Source organism: Oceanicola sp. D3 (genome assembly GCF_006351965.1).
Classification (GTDB): Bacteria; Pseudomonadota; Alphaproteobacteria; order Rhodobacterales; family Rhodobacteraceae; genus Vannielia.
The window spans coordinates 3,618,327-3,634,470 of the sequence record NZ_CP040932.1; the positions used below are offsets into that span (position 1 = coordinate 3,618,327).

Here is a 16,144-nt window from a genome sequence, read left to right on the forward strand (position 1 = left end):
AAAGTGAGGGAAGGTGGCCTGGCAGGGGCAGCAGGGCTTGAACCCGCGACCTACGGTTTTGGAGACCGTCGCTCTACCAACTGAGCTATACCCCTAAGGCCGGTGCCGTGCATATGAAAGCGCGCCTGCCTTGGCAAGAGGGAAATCCGCAGCGCGGGGCTTGTGCGGCCATCCCGCGGCCCTCAAATCCACTTCAAGCGGCGCAGCACCCAAAACTGCCCGACCGCCACAACGCAGAGCGCCCCGGTAAACACCCAGAACGCCGCGCCGCTTTCGGCCCCCGGCATCCCGCCAAGGTTGATCCCCATCAACCCGGTCAAAAAGCCCAGCGGCAGGAAGATCGCGCTGAGGATGCTCAGCAGGTAGAGGTTGCGGTTCAGCCTGTCCTGCACCGCCGAGTCGATCTCGTCCTTCAACACGATCAAGCGGTCGCGCATGGCGTCCAGCTCCTCCACCGCGCGCACCAGCTTGTCATGCGCCTCGTTGAGCCTGCGGCGGTCGCTCTTGGACAGCATCGCATGGCCACCACTGACGAGCAGGCCAATCGCATCACGCTGCGGGCCGAGGTAACGGCGCAGGTCGATCACCTCCTGCCGCTCATCCACCACCTGTCCGCGCTGTGCCGGGTCGGGCGTGGCAATCACCGCGTCCTCCAGCGCGTCCACCCGCTCGGCCAGATCAAACAGCGCCCCGTCAATCCGCCCGCCCAAGTGCTCCACCAGAGCCGCCAAAAACGTCCCCGCGCTTTGCGGGCCCTCGCCCGCCTCCACCTCCCGGCGCAAATCGGTGAGCGAGAGCAGCGGGCGCCGCGAGAGGGTGATGATTCGCGCCGGGTTCAGGAACACCCGCAGCGAAACCATGTCTTCCACCTCTTCGCCGGGGTTCAGGTTGACCCCCCGCAAAATCACCACCAGCCCGTCCTCCTGCACCGAAGTGCGGGGCCGGGTCGATTTGGCGGTCAGTGCGGCGCGGGTCGGCGGCTCGACGAAGTCCAGCACCTCCTCCATCCAAGGGTCGGTTTCCGGGTGGTCGGCCACAAGATGCAGCCACGCCAACTCGTCCGCCTTCAGGCTGGTGACGATATGCGCCTCGCTGTCGAGCCGCTGGCCCGCGTCGGGGCCGTTCAGGCAATAGGCAAATTCGATGTGCTCCATGGGCCAGAGCCTAGCCCCCGCATCGCGCCGGGCAACCGAAATCCGGCAATGGCCACAGAGGCGAAGCCACCAGCGCGCGCAGCCTTAACAGCGAACGCCCTGCATTTTCTCATAGGTATGGAATGTGCATGGAATGTGCATAGGATGTTGCCCCCCAAAACCACTGGTTAACGGCACCACTGCCGCCCACGCAACGGCATCCCTGCAAAGCCCGCCGCGCCCCCGGTGGAGCGCGGCGCAAGCCATTGATATCAGGCGAACTCCACGCCAGCATCCACCATCGGAAGCCGCATGATCCGCTTGCCCGTCGCCGCAAAGATCGCATTGGCCACAGCAGGCGCCGCAGGCGGCAGCCCCGGCTCCCCGATCCCCGTAGGCGCTTCAGCAGAGGCCACGATATGCACCTCGATCTTGGGCATATCGTTGATCCGGAGCGGCTCGTAATCGGGGAAGTTGCTCTGCACCACCTCACCGCTATCCAAGGTGATTTTCTGACGCATTGCATGGCTCAAACCATAGCCAATCGCCCCCTCCACCTGGGCACGGATCACATCGGGGTTCACCGCCACGCCGCAATCCACCGCCGCCACGATCCGCTCCAGTTTCACGCGGCCATCAGCATCGGTCGACACTTCGGCCACCTGCGCCACATAGCTGTTGAACGAGGGATGCACCGCCACGCCCCGGCCCCAGCCATCGGGCAAGTCATTGCCCCAACCGGCTTTTTCCGCAGCGAGCTTCAGCACGCCCAGCAGGCGCGGGCTGCCCGCCAGCAGCTCTTCGCGGAAGGCCACCGGATCGGCGCCCGCAGCTTCGGCGGCCATATCCATCGCCACCTCCATCGCATAGCCCGAGTGGCTGTGGCCCACCGAGCGCCACCAGAGCACCGGCACCGGGGTTTCCATGTTGCGCACCGAAACCTTCATCGCCGGGATCGCATATTGCGTATCTGAAACGCCCTCGACGGTGGAGTGATCCACCCCGTCATGCACGATCATCTCTTCCATCGGCGTGCCGGTGAAGATCGACTTCGAGGCCACGTCCGATTGCCACGCAGCGAGCTTGCCGTCCGCCCCGACCGCCATCTTTACCCGATGCTTAACCATTGGCCGGTAGTATCCACCCCGCACGTCGTCTTCGCGGGTCCAAACCAGCTTCACCGGCTGATCGGTGCCCAAGGCGATGGCGGCCATCGCGGCCTCCACGTGGTAGTCGCTGTCCATATTCGCGCGTCGGCCAAAAGAGCCGCCCGCGTAAACGGTCTCGATGGAGGTGTTTTCCGGGCCAACGCCAGTGACCGCGCCCACGGCCATCTGCGTCACGGTCGGAAACTGCGATCCGTCCCAAATGTGCACCTTGCCGTCCTTGGCCTGCACCACGCAGTTCATGGTCTCCATCGGCGCATGGGCAAGGAACGGAAAGTCAAACTCCGCTTCCACGGCGGTGCCGGTCTCTAGCGCCTCGGCCACGCCCGCGTCGTCACGGGCCACCGGGCCGTCACCATCGAGCGCGGCGGCATATTCGGCCTCCATCTCTTCGGTGGAGCGCCCTTCTGCATTGGAGAAATCCCACTCGATGCTCAGCGCGTCCCGGCCCTGCATCGCGGCCCAGGTGTCGGTGGCATAAACCACCACGCCCTTGGGCGTTTCCTTCACCGCAGACACGCCGGGCACCTCCAGCGCAGCGCTGTCGTCAAGGCTCGCAACCGTTCCGCCAAAGCGCGGCGCCCGTGCCATCACGGCATAGATCGCGCCCTCAGGTGCCACGTCCATGGCGAAGATCGCGGTGCCATCCGTCTTGGCCGGAGTATCCTTCCGGGGCAGCAGATCTTGCCCTATCAGTTTGAAATCCTTCGGCTCTTTCAGGATCGGCTCGCTCGGCGGCTCGGCGGTCTCCTTCACCTTGCCAACCAGCTCACCAAAGCCCGCGGATACATCCCCGTGGCGCACCACCCCCTTGTCGATGGTGATCTCGCTGGCCCGCACGGCCCACTCAAGGCTCGCTGCCTCCATCAGCATCGCCCGCGCCGCTGCGCCCGCCTGACGGTATTGCATGTAGCTGTTGGCCATTGCCGTCGAGCCGCCGGTGCCCTGCATTCCGAAAAGCGTATTGGCATATTTCGAGGCATCCGCCGGGGCAAACTCGATCTGGAGCGCGTCCCAATCGGCGTCCATCTCCTCGGCCACCAGCGTGGCAAGGCCCGTGGTCGTGCCCTGCCCCATCTCGAAGTGCTTGATGATCACCGTCACGGTGCCATCCGGCGCGATCTTCACAAAGGGGTTGGGCACCAGCGCGCCATCATGCCCGGCAGCCAGCGCGCCCTTGGCATTCAGCCCGATAACTAGCGAAGCCCCCGCAGCGGCAGAGCCAGCGAGGAAGGAGCGGCGGGAAGGTGTAAAATCATTCATGGTCTCAGCCCTCCATCCGCTTCGCCGCATCGTGAATCGCAGCCCGGATCCGCACATAGGTGGCGCAGCGGCACACGTTGCCTCCCATGTAGCTGTCAATGTCCTCATCCGTCGGGGCGGCGTTTTCGCTCAGCAAACCAACGGCTTGCATGATCTGGCCTGACTGGCAGTAGCCACATTGCACCACGTCATTGGCGCGCCATGCGGCCTGCACCGCCTCGGCCACCGGCCCGCTGGCCCCTTCGATGGTGGTCACCTCAAGCCCCTCCACGTCAGAGATCCACGTCTGGCAGGAGCGGGTCGGTTCGCCATCCACATGCACGGTGCAGGCCCCGCAAGAGGCCACGCCGCAGCCAAACTTGGTGCCAGTGAGCTTGAGGCGGTCGCGGATCACCCAGAGGAGCGGCATCTCTTCGGGGGCCTCAACCGAAACCTCCTCGCCATTGAGTTTGAAGGAAATAGACATGGGTGCTGGCCTCCCTGAGCTGGCGCGGTGAACGGTTGCGTTCATTTTGCTCAGGGATGTAGAGCGCGGTGACATTTTGTCCTGCCAGCCAGCCAAAAAAGTCGGGCCGCCCCGGCTAAGGGGCGGCCCTGCAAAGCTTTTTCAAGGTGAGGTGGGCAGATTGCCCACCCTACCGATCACTCGATGATCTTGGAGACCACGCCGGCGCCGACGGTGCGGCCGCCTTCGCGGATGGCGAAGCGCAGGCCGTCTTCCATGGCGATCGGGGCGATCAGCTCAACCGTGAACGACACGTTGTCGCCCGGCATCACCATCTCGGTGCCCTCTTTCAGGGTCACCGTCCCGGTCACGTCCGTCGTGCGGAAGTAGAACTGCGGGCGGTAGTTGGCGAAGAACGGGGTGTGACGGCCACCTTCCTCTTTGGTGAGGATGTAGGCTTCGGCTTCGAACTTCGTGTGCGGCGTCACCGAACCCGGCTTGCAGAGCACCTGGCCCCGCTCAACGGCTTCACGGTCGATACCACGCAGCAGCGCACCGATGTTGTCGCCAGCTTCACCACGATCCAGCAGCTTGCGGAACATTTCCACGCCCGTGCAGGTCGTCTTCTGGGTGTCCTTGATGCCGACGATCTCGATTTCGTCGCCCACGTTGATCACGCCGCGCTCGACACGACCGGTCACAACCGTACCGCGACCGGAGATCGAGAACACGTCCTCGACCGGCATCAGGAACGGCTGGTCCACGGCGCGCTCGGGCGTCGGGATGTACTCGTCAACGGCAGCCATCAGCTCCTTGATCTTCTCTTCGCCGATCTCGGGCTTGTTGCCCTCCATCGCCGCCAGAGCCGAACCCGCGATGATCGGGATATCGTCGCCGGGGAAGTCGTAGGACGACAGAAGCTCACGCACTTCCATCTCGACGAGCTCCAGAAGCTCCTCGTCGTCCACCTGGTCGACCTTGTTCATGAACACGACCATGGCCGGGATGCCAACCTGACGGCCGAGCAGGATGTGCTCGCGGGTCTGGGGCATGGGGCCGTCAGCGGCGTTCACCACCAGGATCGCGCCGTCCATCTGGGCGGCACCGGTGATCATGTTCTTCACGTAGTCGGCGTGGCCGGGGCAGTCGACGTGGGCGTAGTGACGCGCCTCGGTCTCATACTCCACGTGCGCCGTCGAGATGGTGATCCCGCGGGCCTTCTCTTCCGGCGCGCCGTCGATCTGGTCGTAGGCTTTGAAGTCGCCGAAATACTTGGTGATCGCAGCCGTCAGCGTCGTCTTGCCGTGGTCAACGTGACCGATCGTGCCGATGTTCACGTGCGGCTTGTTACGTTCAAACTTTTCCTTAGCCATCGTCCTTGGCGCCTCTTTTCGGGGGGCCGACGGTGGCCCCGGGATTTGCATGGGCGGGTGCCTACGCGGGCATGGGGGAAAAATCAAGCAGGTTTGGGGGCAAGCAGTTCACATCACGACAAAAGCCGCGCCGCACCTATTGTGCAGGTGTGATGACCTCGCCGATGTCGGGCGACACGCCAGGCCGGTCGGTTGCCGCCGGGGGCACCGTGGGCGCAGGCAAGGGCGTGGCTTGCACTGTCGGAGCGGGGGCGCTGCGGCGGGTAAACCACCCCGGATTCTCCCGCATCCACGCTTCGATCAGCCGCGCCGCATTGGCCGAAAGCTGCTCGATCTGTTGCTCCCGAGTGCGGGTCAGCCCCGAGCCCACGACGGTTTCGCTGGAAAACCGCTCAAACACCGTGAAGGCGCGGGGCTCGGCGTTCAGCTTGCCGCCCGCCGCATCATCCCAGACCGAAACCTGTATCCGCAGCACGGACTTGGGCGAAAGCACCACCGGCACACCGGGCACCGCCAGCGCATAGGCATCAACCTTCACCGCGACGTGGTAGAGTTGTCCGCCGTCAAACCGGCCAAAGCGCTGGGTCAGGGCGCTCTCCAGCGCCGCCTGCCATTCCTCCGGCGTAGCCTCCCGCGAGGGTGGCACCTTCTTGGCCCCTTCGGCGACCACCACCGCATGCCCAAGGCTGAAAGCCCCGATGGGCACCACCGGCTCTTCAAGGTCGGCCACGGCGGAGCAGCCTGCCAGAAGCAACAGCAGGGCCGCGGCGCGCCTCACTTGCAAATCGCCTTCAGCGCATCCCATTCAGCATCGGTCAGAACCGGCTCAAAATCGCCCCTGGCGCGGGTTTCGGCGGCGCGTGCAGCGATGGCCCGGCTGGCGAGGTTGGGGTGGGAGGCGAGATATTCCATCGCGCCCTCACTATCGCCGTAACGGTCGCGCAGCTTTTCGAAGAAGCGGGCGATCCCCTCGGTGGGCAAGCCAGATTTTTCCAACGCCTCAAAGGCAAAAACATCGGCCGCCGCCTCGGCCTCGCGCGAGAAACTGGCCTGCATCAGCTGCTGCGAAATCGCCAGCACCAGCGTGCCACCGGCAAAATCGCCGAGGATCATCGAGAGGATACCCGCCGATCCTGCCGTGCGCAGGGTGATGCGGAGCGGGTCACGGTTGTAGACATGGCCGATCTCATGGGCCAGCACACCGGCCACCTCTTCGGCGCTATAGGCCTTGTCGAGCAGGCCAGAGACGATCACCACATGCCCGCCCGGCGCGGCGAAGGCATTGACCATCGGATGGCGGATGACCTTGAGCTTCAGCGGATAGGGCAACTCGATATGGCCGGTGAGCCGCTCGCTCATCTTTTCCAGCGCCGCCTGCCCCTCTTCGCTGGTGCAAAAGCCCGAGCCGTTGCGGCTGCCCAGCATGCCCTCCATCTGCCCCACAACGGTGAGGCCGATCTGCTCTTCCTGCTCGGGCGAGATCAGCCCGGCGAGCGTGTCAGAGAGGGTGGGCAGGATTACGAAGAGGATCAGCAGCAGCGCCGCCACGGCCCCACCCGTCCAAAACAGCACCTTGCGGGCCGTGCCCTTGGCCACGGTCACCTTGCGCAGATTGGGGGCAACAGCCTCCAGCGCAGCCGCATCCTGCGCCGAACCAACGTTGAGGCGGGCTTCATCATGGCCTTCGCGGTAAAACACGATGCCATCGCCAAAACCCGGGTCGCGGATCATCCGCAGCTCTTCGAGTGGCCACTCGGCAAGCAGGCGGCCGCTCTCTTCGTCAAAGATCTGCAGCCGCCCCTTGAGCTGTTCGGCCAAGCCGCGCACCACCGTCTCACCGGCGCTCTGCCCGTCAAAGAAACGGGCGGCGACGGCAAAGGCGGGCAGGGGCGCGGCATTGCTCATGGGGCGGCTCCTCTTGAGTGTGACAGACGCAGCCTAGAAGGCCGCGCCCACATCGAGCGCATCGGCAAAGCCCTCGGCATCCACCACCTCATCGCCTACACGCTGGCGGATGGCATCAAGGCCGGAGGCGTTGATCACGGTCGTTTCTTCAACATAGTGCCGCAGAATCGGCTGGGTGATGAAGACCATCGACAGTGCGCCTGCAAAGACGATGACGAAGAAATAGGCAAAGCCGATGATGGCAATCGCCAGCCAGCCTTGCGGCGTGGTCATCAGCGCGTCTGGGTCGACGAAGATCGTGGTCGCCTGAGCCAGACCGCCAAGCAGTAGCCCCAGCGGGATCAGCGCGAGCGCCGAAAGCAGCGAAACCGCGATGGTGCCAACGATATAGGTGCCGATGATCGTGCCGGTGCGCGGCAGCGAGCGGAAGCGAATATCTTCGCCCAGCACCTTATGGGCCGCCAGAATGCGCCAGGCGTGCACCTGGTAGTAGATGAAGCCGATGATCAGCCAGATGTAGCCCACGAAGAACAGCACCGTGCCGAGCAGGCCAAGGTCTGGATAAACAGCGATGAGCACGCCAGCCGCAACAAAGAGCAGCACACCGATCACCACGTGGATCATCGCCCGATAGAGGCTTGTCCACTTGCCGCCTTGGGTAAACTTCGCATCACCATACCACGTGCGGTTCCACGTGTATTTTTCGAGCTTGAAGGTGGCGAGCGGGGTAAGCAGGCCAAGCGACAGGCCGCTGACGATAGCGAGCAGACAGCCCCGCCACGTGTAGCCCCAAGCGCCCGGCTCCGCCCCGAAGCGCACGCCACGCCAGCGGGTGCGGCTGAGCAGGTAGCGGCGGGCGCGATACTGCGCGAAATAGATCAGCGGGATCAGGGCGAAGAGGTTGATATACAGCACCAGAATCTGCTGAAACATCACCATCGGGTCCGAGGGGTCACCCCCGGTGATGATCGAGAAACCGGCGAAGAGCAGCAGCACGTTGAGAACGCCGAGGTAGGCGGCAAGGATCACCACCGCCACAAGGAAGCCAAGAAACTTCTCAAGCCCGGTGCCGGTGTATTCAAACGGGTTTCCGCCGGGCGCCGTGGCGCTCCAGAGATAGCGGCGGATGCGGGCCTTGGCCCAGAAGCGGTAAATCCCCAGCGTCAGCAGGGTCAGCACCCCGGTGCCGAGCGCAAGCCAAAACAGCCGCCCTCCCTCGCCGCGATATGCACCGTGCAGCACGTCGTCCTCGACAAGTGGTGCGTCTGTATAAGCCATTGCTCTTCCCTCGTTTTATGCCCTGCCCTCTTATCGGGGCTGATCGGGCGAAATCATGACATTCAGTCGGTAAATTTGTTGTCTCTCGGAAATCCGCGCGGGGCCATTCGGCCAGAGGAGGCGCGTTTGCCGATCCATTCGGCAAGATCGGTTTCGGTGCGGGTGCGCCCGGCAGGGTCTTTCCAGCTCAGCCCCTCTTCAAGCGCGAAGGTCACAGCGTCTGACAGGCCACCATCCTTGTAGCGTTGCAGCCGCACGCCCTTGCCGCGGGCCATTTCTGGCAACTCGTCGAGCGCAAAGACCAGAACCTTGCGATTCTCGCCCACTGCCGCCACGTGATCACCCTTCACCGGGCGGCAGACCAGCGCCGTGACGCCATCTTTCACGTTGAGCGATTGCTTGCCCGCGCGGGTCTGGGCCACCACCTCGTCGGAGTTGACCACAAAGCCATCGCCCGCGCTGGACGCCAACAGCAGCTTCTCGCCCGGCACATGGGCAAAGAGCGCCGTGATCTCGGCCTCGTTGGGCAGATCGACCATCAGCCGCACGGGCTCGCCCATGCCGCGCCCGCCGGGAAGTTGCGAGCCGGGGAGGGTATAAAACCGCCCGTTCGCGCCCAGCAGCAACAGCTTGTCGGTGGTCTCGGCATGGAAGGCAAAGCGCGGCCCGTCACCGTCTTTGAACTTCAACTCCTGGCTCAGGTCGATGTGGCCTTTCATGGCCCGGATCCAGCCCATCTGCGAGCAGACAACCGTAATCGGCTCCCGGTCGATCATCGCCTCGATCGGCACATCCTCAACCTCGCCCGCCTCGGCAAAGGTTGTGCGCCGCGCGCCGCCCTCCGCCTTGGCACCGAACTTCTCGCGCACCTCTTTCAGCTCATCGCTGATACGATCCCATTGCAGATCGGGGCTCTCCAGCAGGTCTTGCAGGGCCTCGCGCTCTTTCATCAGCGCGTCCTGCTCGGCCTTCAGCTCCATCTCCTCCAGCCTGCGCAAACTGCGCAGCCGCATGTTGAGGATTGCCTCGGTCTGCACCTCGGTCAGCCCGTCCTGCGGCTCCTGCGGCGTGCTCGGCCCGATGGGGCTGACATAATCGCGCTCATCCGTGGCCCGCGCCCGCTTGATCGACCAGTCCTCGGCCATCAGCGCCCGCTTGGGCTCGTCGTCATAGCGGATGATGTCGATCACCCGGTCGAGGTTGAGGAAGGCGATCATCAGGCCTTCGAGCACCTCAAGACGGTTGTCGATCTTCTCCAGCCGGTGCTGCGAGCGGCGTTGCAGCACATCGCGGCGGTGGTCGAGGAAGGCACGCAGAAGCTCCTTGAGCGAGCAAACCTTAGGCGTGCGCCCGTCGATCAGCACGTTCATGTTGAGGCTGAAGCGCACTTCGAGGTCGGAATTGCGATAGAGCATCCCCATCAGGATCTCGGGGTCGACGTTCTTGGAGCGCGGCTCGATGACCAGCCGGATATCCTCGGCGCTCTCATCCCGCACATCACCCAGAATCGGCAGTTTCTTCAGCTGGATCAACTCGGCGATCTTCTCGATGAGCTTGGATTTCTGCACCTGATACGGGATTTCGGTGACAACGATCTGCCACTGCCCGCGCCCAAGATCTTCCACCTCGTAGCGGCAGCGCAGGCGCACCGCGCCCCGGCCCGTGCGGTAGGTTTCGGCAATGCTCTCGGGCGGCTCCACGATCACGCCCCCGGTGGGGAAGTCGGGGCCTTTCACGTAATTCAGCAGTGTATCGTCGCGCGCATCCGGCGTTTTCAGCAAATGCAGGCAGGCCTGCACCAGCTCGTCGATGTTATGCGGCGGAATGTTCGTGGCCATCCCCACGGCAATGCCGCTGGAGCCATTGGCCAGAAGGTTGGGGAAGGCGGCGGGCAGAACCTCGGGCTCCTGCAACCGGCCATCGTAGTTGTCACGGAAGTTGACGGTGTTTTCGTCCAGCCCTTCCAGCAGCGCCTCCGCGCCCACGGTCATCCGCGCCTCGGTGTAGCGCGAGGCGGCGGGGCCATCGCCGTCGATGTTGCCAAAGTTGCCCTGCCCATCAACCAGCGGGTAGCGCACCGCAAAGTCCTGCGCGAGCCGCGCCATGGCATCGTAGATCGCCTGATCGCCGTGGGGGTGAAAATCCCCCATCGTGTCGCCGCTGATCTTCGCCGACTTCAGGAATCCCCCGGTCGCCGACAGCCGCAAACGGCGCATCGCATAGAGGATTCGCCGGTGAACCGGCTTCAGCCCGTCGCGCGCATCGGGGAGCGCGCGGTGCATGATGGTTGAGAGCGCATAGGTCAAATAGCGCTCGCCTATTGCCCGGCGGAGGGGTTCTGCCCTCTCGTTCGGCTCGATATTGGGGGTGTCTGCCTCGTTATTCATAGATGATGTGATACCGAAGCCAAGAAACGCGGTAAAGCGAAAGCGGAGTCATCAGAAGGACACACAGCGCCCTCCAAAGCGGTTTGAAAAGCAGTAACAGCATGGCCCGATGGAACTCATCACGCTATAGTGGTGTTGGATGTATTGAGTAACGCTAGAGTGCGGAGGATGCGATGGGGGCTCGCGGCTTATTGAAAATGGTAGTAGCGCTGGTCGCCCTTATTTTTGGGGCGATGGTGCTTGTTGGAGACGGCCCCGAGGTTGCCATGGGGTCTGATCAGCCAGAATTGACCACGCAGGAGCTTTCTGCGCTTGACGCCGAGTCGGTGCAAGACACCGCCACCAAGGCCGAAGACAACCCCGCTGTCCTCACCACCGCCCCACCGGCGATTGAAGAAACACCCGCGCCCGTGCTGGAAGCCTCGCTTGGTGCCGCCACGGATGCCGCCGTCGAGGCGGCGCTGGCAGAGCTGCCCGCCGATGAGCCCACCCTTGAGGAAGAACCCGCCTCGGTTGAACTCACCACTGTGGGTGTTGTCATCGGCCAGCGTGTCAACGTGCGCTCTGGCCCCTCCACCGGGAACGGCGTGATCGGTCAGGTCGTGCAGGACCAAGAAGTCGAGATCCTCAGCTATGAAGACAACGGCTGGGCCCGCATCCTGCTGAATGGCGAAGAGGGCTACATGTCGGGCGATTTCCTCAGAGAACTGCCGCAGGGCTGACAGCATTACTTGCGCCGGGCCACGCGCCGGGGCATGTGCTGCCGCATGACGCAAAAATCCATTCTCATCACCGGCTGTTCCACCGGCATCGGCTATGACGCAGCCCACGGCCTGCGCAAGGCGGGCTGGCGCGTGTTTGCCACCTGCCGCCAGCAAAAAGACGTAGATCGGCTCGCGGCGGAGGGGTTTGAAAGCCTCCGGCTCGATCATCAGGACGACGCCAGCATGAAAGCCGCCGTGGACGAGGTGCTCGCGGCCACGGGCGGCACGCTGAATGCCCTCTTCAACAACGGCGCATATGGCCTCGTCGGCCCTCTGGAGGATGTGCCCACCGACGGGCTGCGCGACCTGTTTGAAAGCAATTTCTTTGGCTACCACACGCTAACGCGGCTGGTGCTTCCGGCGATGCGGGCGCAGGGGCACGGGCGCATCCTCAATTGCTCCTCCGTCCTCGGCTTCATGGCGATGCGCTGGCGCGGGCCCTATGTGGCCTCCAAGTTTGCGCTGGAAGGCCTGAGCGATGTGCTCCGGCTGGAAATGTCAGACGCCAATATCGACGTGGTGCTGATCCAGCCCGGCCCGATCCGCACCGAGTTTCGTCGCAATGCCATCGCCAAGTTCGAGCAATGGATCGACTGGAAAGCCTCGCCCCGCAAGGCGCAATACGAAGCCGAGCTGCTCGACCAGCTCTACAAGCGCAGCGACAAGCCCGAACCTTTCGAGCTTGGTCCCGAAGCGGTCACAAAAGCGGTGCTCAAGGCCCTCACCGCCCGCCGCCCGAAGGCGCGCTACCGGATCACCACGCCCACGCATATCATGGCCCTCGCCAAGCGCCTCCTGCCCCAGCGGGTGCAGGACTGGGCGATTCGCAAGGTCTGAGGCAGGCTGTCACCTTCGCATTCGTGCCCCGGCAGGCTACATGAGGCGAAACGCCGGAGACCCAGATGACAAATGATCCGTTATTCCTTCTCGTTGCCGTGGCCTGCCTCATCGTCGTGGCCATCCTGCTCTTTGGCATCGGCGGCTTTGCCAAGGGCGGCGAATTCAACAGGAAGCACGCCAACAAGGTGATGCGCTGGCGGATTGGCGCGCAGGCCGTGGCCATCGTGCTGATCCTGCTTTTTGTCTGGCTGCGCCGGGGAGGCTGACATGGTTGTTCTCAACAAGATCTACACCCGCACGGGTGACAAGGGCGACACCGCGCTTGGCAACGGCGACAGGGTGGCCAAGCACTCGGCCCGCGTTACGGCCTATGGCACATCCGACGAGCTGAACTCGGTCGTCGGCATGGCCCGCCTGCATGCGACAGGCGAGATGGACGCGCGGCTTGCCACCATCCAAAACGACCTCTTCGATCTCGGCGCCGACCTTTGCCGCCCCGGGCTGGCAGAGGATGACGCGGCAGAATATCCGCCGCTGCGGATGATCGAGGCGCAGGTCACGCGGCTGGAGGCCGAGATTGACGAGATGAACGCCGGGTTGGAGGCGCTGCGCAGCTTCATCCTGCCCGGCGGCACCCCGCTCGCCGCGCATCTGCACCTTGCCCGCACCACCTGCCGCCGCGCCGAACGGCTGGCCACCGAACTGGCGCAGGACGAGCCGGAGGATGTGAACCCCTTCGCCATCCGCTACCTCAATCGCCTCAGCGATTGGTTCTTCGTCGCCGCCCGCGTGGCAAACGACGGCGAAGATGTGCTCTGGGTGCCCGGCGGTAGCCGATAGGCCGCAAACGTTTGCGCTAACGTGGCAAAACGCGGCGTCGGCGTGGCGGATTGCGGCGTTTTTGCCCTGTAAGCGGGGCGCGCACTCCGCTAACAAATGCGCAAATCCGGGTGGTTTTGCCGCCCATGAAGCGAGGAGAAAGACCCTATGAAGGTGCTTGTGCCTGTGAAACGGGTGATCGACTACAACGTGAAGGTCCGTGTCAAATCGGATGGCAGCGGGGTCGATCTTGCCAATGTGAAGATGTCGATGAACCCTTTCGACGAGATCGCCGTAGAAGAGGCGATCCGGATGAAAGAGGCCGGAACCGCCGATGAGGTGGTGGCCGTCTCCATCGGCGTGAAGCAGGCGCAGGAAACGCTGCGCACCGCGCTCGCCATGGGCGCCGACCGGGCGATTCTCGTGGTGGCCGCCGATGACGTGCACCAAGACATCGAGCCACTGGCCGTTGCCAAGATCCTCGCCAAGGTCGTCGAGGAAGAGCAGCCGGGCCTCGTGCTCGCCGGTAAGCAGGCGATCGACAATGACATGAACGCCACCGGCCAGATGCTCTCTGCCCTGCTCGGCTGGAGCCAAGCCACCTTTGCCTCCGAGGTGAAGGTTGAGGGCGACAGCGCCGTGGTGACCCGCGAGGTCGACGGCGGCCTGCAGACCATCAAGGTGAAGATGCCCGCCATCGTCACCGTAGACCTGCGCCTCAATGAGCCGCGCTATGCCTCGCTGCCCAACATCATGAAGGCCAAGAAGAAGCCGCTGGATGAGAAGACCGCCGAAGACTACGGCGTCGACGTCAGCCCGCGCCTCGAAGTGGTGAAGACCTCCGAGCCCGAGACCCGCCAAGCCGGCGAGATCGTGCCCGACGTCGATACGCTGGTGGCCAAACTCAAAGAAAAGGGGGTCGTGTAATGGCTGTTCTGCTTCTTGCCGAAGTGACCGATGGCGAACTGGCGATGGACGCCACCGCCAAGGCCGTCTCCGCCGCCAAATCGCTGGGCGACGTGACCCTGCTCTGCGCCGGGGCCTCCGCCTCTGCCGCCGGTGAGGCCGCCGCCAAGATCGACGGTGTGGCCAAGGTGCTGGTCGCCGAAGACGCTTCGCTGGGCCACCGCCTCGCCGAGCCGACCGCCGCGCTGATCGTCTCGCTCGCTGGGGATTACTCGCACATCTGCGCCCCTGCCACGACCGATGCAAAGAACGTGATGCCCCGCGTCGCCGCCCTGCTCGACGTGATGATCCTCTCGGACGTCTCCGGCGTAGTCGACGCCGACACCTTCGAGCGCCCGATCTACGCCGGTAACGCGATCCAGACGGTCAAGTCGAAGGACGAAAAGAAGGTTATCACCTTCCGGACCTCCACCTTCGACGCCGCCGGTGAAGGCGGCTCCGCCTCGGTGGAAAGCGCCTCTGCCGCCGAAAACCCGGGCCTCTCCGAATGGGTCGAGGACAAGGTGGCCGAGAGCGACCGCCCCGAACTGACCTCTGCCGGCATCGTCGTCTCCGGTGGGCGTGGCGTGGGCTCGGAAGAGGACTTCGCCCTGATCGAAAAGCTCGCCGACAAGCTCGGCGCCGCCGTGGGTGCCTCGCGCGCCGCCGTCGACTCGGGCTTTGCCCCGAACGACTGGCAGGTGGGCCAGACCGGCAAGGTCGTCGCCCCCGAGCTCTACGTGGCCGTGGGCATCTCCGGTGCGATCCAGCACCTCGCGGGCATGAAGGACTCCAAGGTGATCGTCGCGATCAACAAGGACGAAGAGGCCCCGATCTTCCAGGTTGCCGACTATGGCCTCGTGGCAGACCTTTTCACCGCCGTTCCGGAGCTGATCGAAAAGCTCTGAGCCGGTGGCGGGCCGCTTGCCCGACCCCTAAACAAATACAAGGCCCGCCCCAACCGGCGGGCCTTTTGCTTTACTTCACCAACTGCCGCACAACCGGCGAGAGCGCCTCGGCGATTTCCTGATGCACCAGCGGGCCCGGCATTTCTGCCGCAACCGGCGCTTCCATCTCGGTAAATACCATGCCCTCCGTCCCCTTGCTCCAGGCATCGGCACTGGGCGTCACCTCAACAACCCCGGCCAGCTTCGGGCGCAGACTATCCACCATATCCTCGTCCACGAAGAGCGGGTCACACCCCAGCCCCTCGTCGCGGCAGGGCTGACGCCCGTCACGGACCCAAAGCAGCACCACTTTGCCGGGCAGTCGTGCCAGCATCGTCTCCATCCGCGCAACCCAGGCCGCCTTCAGCTCTTCAACCACCATCTTGTACTTCTCCACGCTGACGCGATGCAGCGTGCAGAGCATGTGACGGGTGAAGTTGAACTCTGTAAAATCCACCTCGCGGAACACCGTCTTCATCAGGCTGGAGGCGCGCAAAAAGCGATCATTCCGGCGCGGATGCACGGCATAGAACCGGTTAGACATGTTCTGCGCGCCCATCACCTGCACCACCGTCACCGCCGCGCGGCTTGCCGCATCCACCAGCGTCGGGTCGTTGACATAGAGGTCTGCCCCCGCGTTCAGGCAGCCGAAGTTGACACAGCGCCGCCCCGTCAGCTCTTCCACCAGCGACGGAAACGGCAACTCAACAAACTTGCCATAGGTTTCCGTGCCGCCAAAAAAGGCCACGTATTTGCCATCCAGCTTGCGTCGCGGGCCGCGAAACAGCAGCCGGGACTTGCCGTATCGGCAATGCATATAATCAAGGGCACACTGACCCCTTGTCGCGTAGGTCATTCCACCACCTCACACAATTTCTC

At 63.9% G+C, this 16,144-nt stretch carries 15 protein-coding genes and 1 tRNA gene; 6 read left to right on the forward strand and 10 right to left on the reverse strand.

The features are described from left to right. Nucleotides 1–19 precede the first annotated feature (19 nt). The 9 genes from FHY55_RS18150 to FHY55_RS18190 all read right to left on the reverse strand — a co-directional run bounded on the left by FHY55_RS18150 (nt 20) and on the right by FHY55_RS18190 (nt 10,950). Nucleotides 20–95 (reverse strand) — tRNA-Trp (locus FHY55_RS18150). An 87-nt stretch (nt 96–182) separates the two neighbouring features. Further along, nucleotides 183–1,154, reverse strand: a complete 972-nt coding sequence (locus FHY55_RS18155; protein ID WP_140015530.1) for a zinc transporter ZntB — start codon at nt 1,152–1,154, stop codon at nt 183–185. 251 nt (nt 1,155–1,405) lie between these two features. Continuing rightward, nucleotides 1,406–3,562 (reverse strand): xanthine dehydrogenase family protein molybdopterin-binding subunit, encoded by a 2,157-nt coding sequence (locus FHY55_RS18160; protein WP_140015531.1) that lies wholly within the window; start codon nt 3,560–3,562, stop codon nt 1,406–1,408. Nucleotides 3,563–3,566: 4 nt separating this feature from the next. Next, on the reverse strand, nt 3,567–4,028 hold the full coding sequence (locus FHY55_RS18165; protein ID WP_140015532.1) for a (2Fe-2S)-binding protein: 462 nt from the start codon (nt 4,026–4,028) through the stop codon (nt 3,567–3,569). A gap of 176 nt (nt 4,029–4,204) precedes the next feature. Further along, nucleotides 4,205–5,380, reverse strand: coding sequence for an elongation factor Tu (tuf, locus tag FHY55_RS18170; protein WP_140012664.1), 1,176 nt, complete (start codon nt 5,378–5,380; stop codon nt 4,205–4,207). A gap of 136 nt (nt 5,381–5,516) precedes the next feature. Then, the gene (locus FHY55_RS18175) at nt 5,517–6,158 is read right to left on the reverse strand and encodes a hypothetical protein (protein ID WP_140015533.1); all 642 of its coding nucleotides are present in this window, start codon (nt 6,156–6,158) and stop codon (nt 5,517–5,519) included. Then, nucleotides 6,155–7,285: a M48 family metallopeptidase gene (locus tag FHY55_RS18180; RefSeq protein ID WP_140015534.1), complete on the reverse strand. Its 1,131-nt coding sequence runs from the start codon at nt 7,283–7,285 to the stop codon at nt 6,155–6,157. The genes FHY55_RS18175 and FHY55_RS18180 overlap by 4 nt, the downstream gene beginning before the upstream one ends. 33 nt (nt 7,286–7,318) lie before the next feature. Beyond that, the gene (locus tag FHY55_RS18185) at nt 7,319–8,563 is read right to left on the reverse strand and encodes a YjgN family protein (RefSeq protein WP_140015535.1); all 1,245 of its coding nucleotides are present in this window, start codon (nt 8,561–8,563) and stop codon (nt 7,319–7,321) included. A 62-nt stretch (nt 8,564–8,625) separates the two neighbouring features. Then, nucleotides 8,626–10,950 (reverse strand): DNA topoisomerase IV subunit A, encoded by a 2,325-nt coding sequence (locus FHY55_RS18190; RefSeq protein ID WP_140015536.1) that lies wholly within the window; start codon nt 10,948–10,950, stop codon nt 8,626–8,628. 197 nt (nt 10,951–11,147) lie between these two features. Between FHY55_RS18190 and FHY55_RS18195 the strand changes: the two genes are divergently transcribed. From FHY55_RS18195 to FHY55_RS18220, 6 genes are all read left to right on the forward strand, one after another. Beyond that, nucleotides 11,148–11,672, forward strand: a complete 525-nt coding sequence (locus FHY55_RS18195; RefSeq protein WP_254695519.1) for an SH3 domain-containing protein — start codon at nt 11,148–11,150, stop codon at nt 11,670–11,672. 45 nt (nt 11,673–11,717) lie between these two features. Continuing rightward, a complete protein-coding gene (locus FHY55_RS18200) occupies nt 11,718–12,551 on the forward strand; it encodes an SDR family NAD(P)-dependent oxidoreductase (RefSeq protein ID WP_140015538.1) in 834 nt (277 codons plus the stop codon). A 65-nt stretch (nt 12,552–12,616) separates the two neighbouring features. After that, nucleotides 12,617–12,820, forward strand: a complete 204-nt coding sequence (locus FHY55_RS18205) for a twin transmembrane helix small protein (protein WP_140015539.1) — start codon at nt 12,617–12,619, stop codon at nt 12,818–12,820. Nucleotide 12,821: 1 nt separating this feature from the next. Then, nucleotides 12,822–13,394, forward strand: coding sequence for a cob(I)yrinic acid a,c-diamide adenosyltransferase (locus tag FHY55_RS18210; RefSeq protein ID WP_140015540.1), 573 nt, complete (start codon nt 12,822–12,824; stop codon nt 13,392–13,394). A 147-nt stretch (nt 13,395–13,541) separates the two neighbouring features. Further along, the gene (locus FHY55_RS18215) at nt 13,542–14,300 is read left to right on the forward strand and encodes an electron transfer flavoprotein subunit beta/FixA family protein (RefSeq protein WP_140015541.1); all 759 of its coding nucleotides are present in this window, start codon (nt 13,542–13,544) and stop codon (nt 14,298–14,300) included. Then, complete coding sequence (locus tag FHY55_RS18220) at nt 14,300–15,226, forward strand: electron transfer flavoprotein subunit alpha/FixB family protein (protein WP_140015542.1); 927 nt, start codon at nt 14,300–14,302, stop codon at nt 15,224–15,226. The genes FHY55_RS18215 and FHY55_RS18220 overlap by 1 nt, the downstream gene beginning before the upstream one ends. A gap of 70 nt (nt 15,227–15,296) precedes the next feature. Here FHY55_RS18220 and FHY55_RS18225 read toward each other — a convergent pair whose 3' ends face one another. Next, a complete protein-coding gene (locus FHY55_RS18225) occupies nt 15,297–16,121 on the reverse strand; it encodes a DUF6473 family protein (RefSeq protein ID WP_140015543.1) in 825 nt (274 codons plus the stop codon). Between the last annotated feature and the right edge of the window lie 23 nt (nt 16,122–16,144).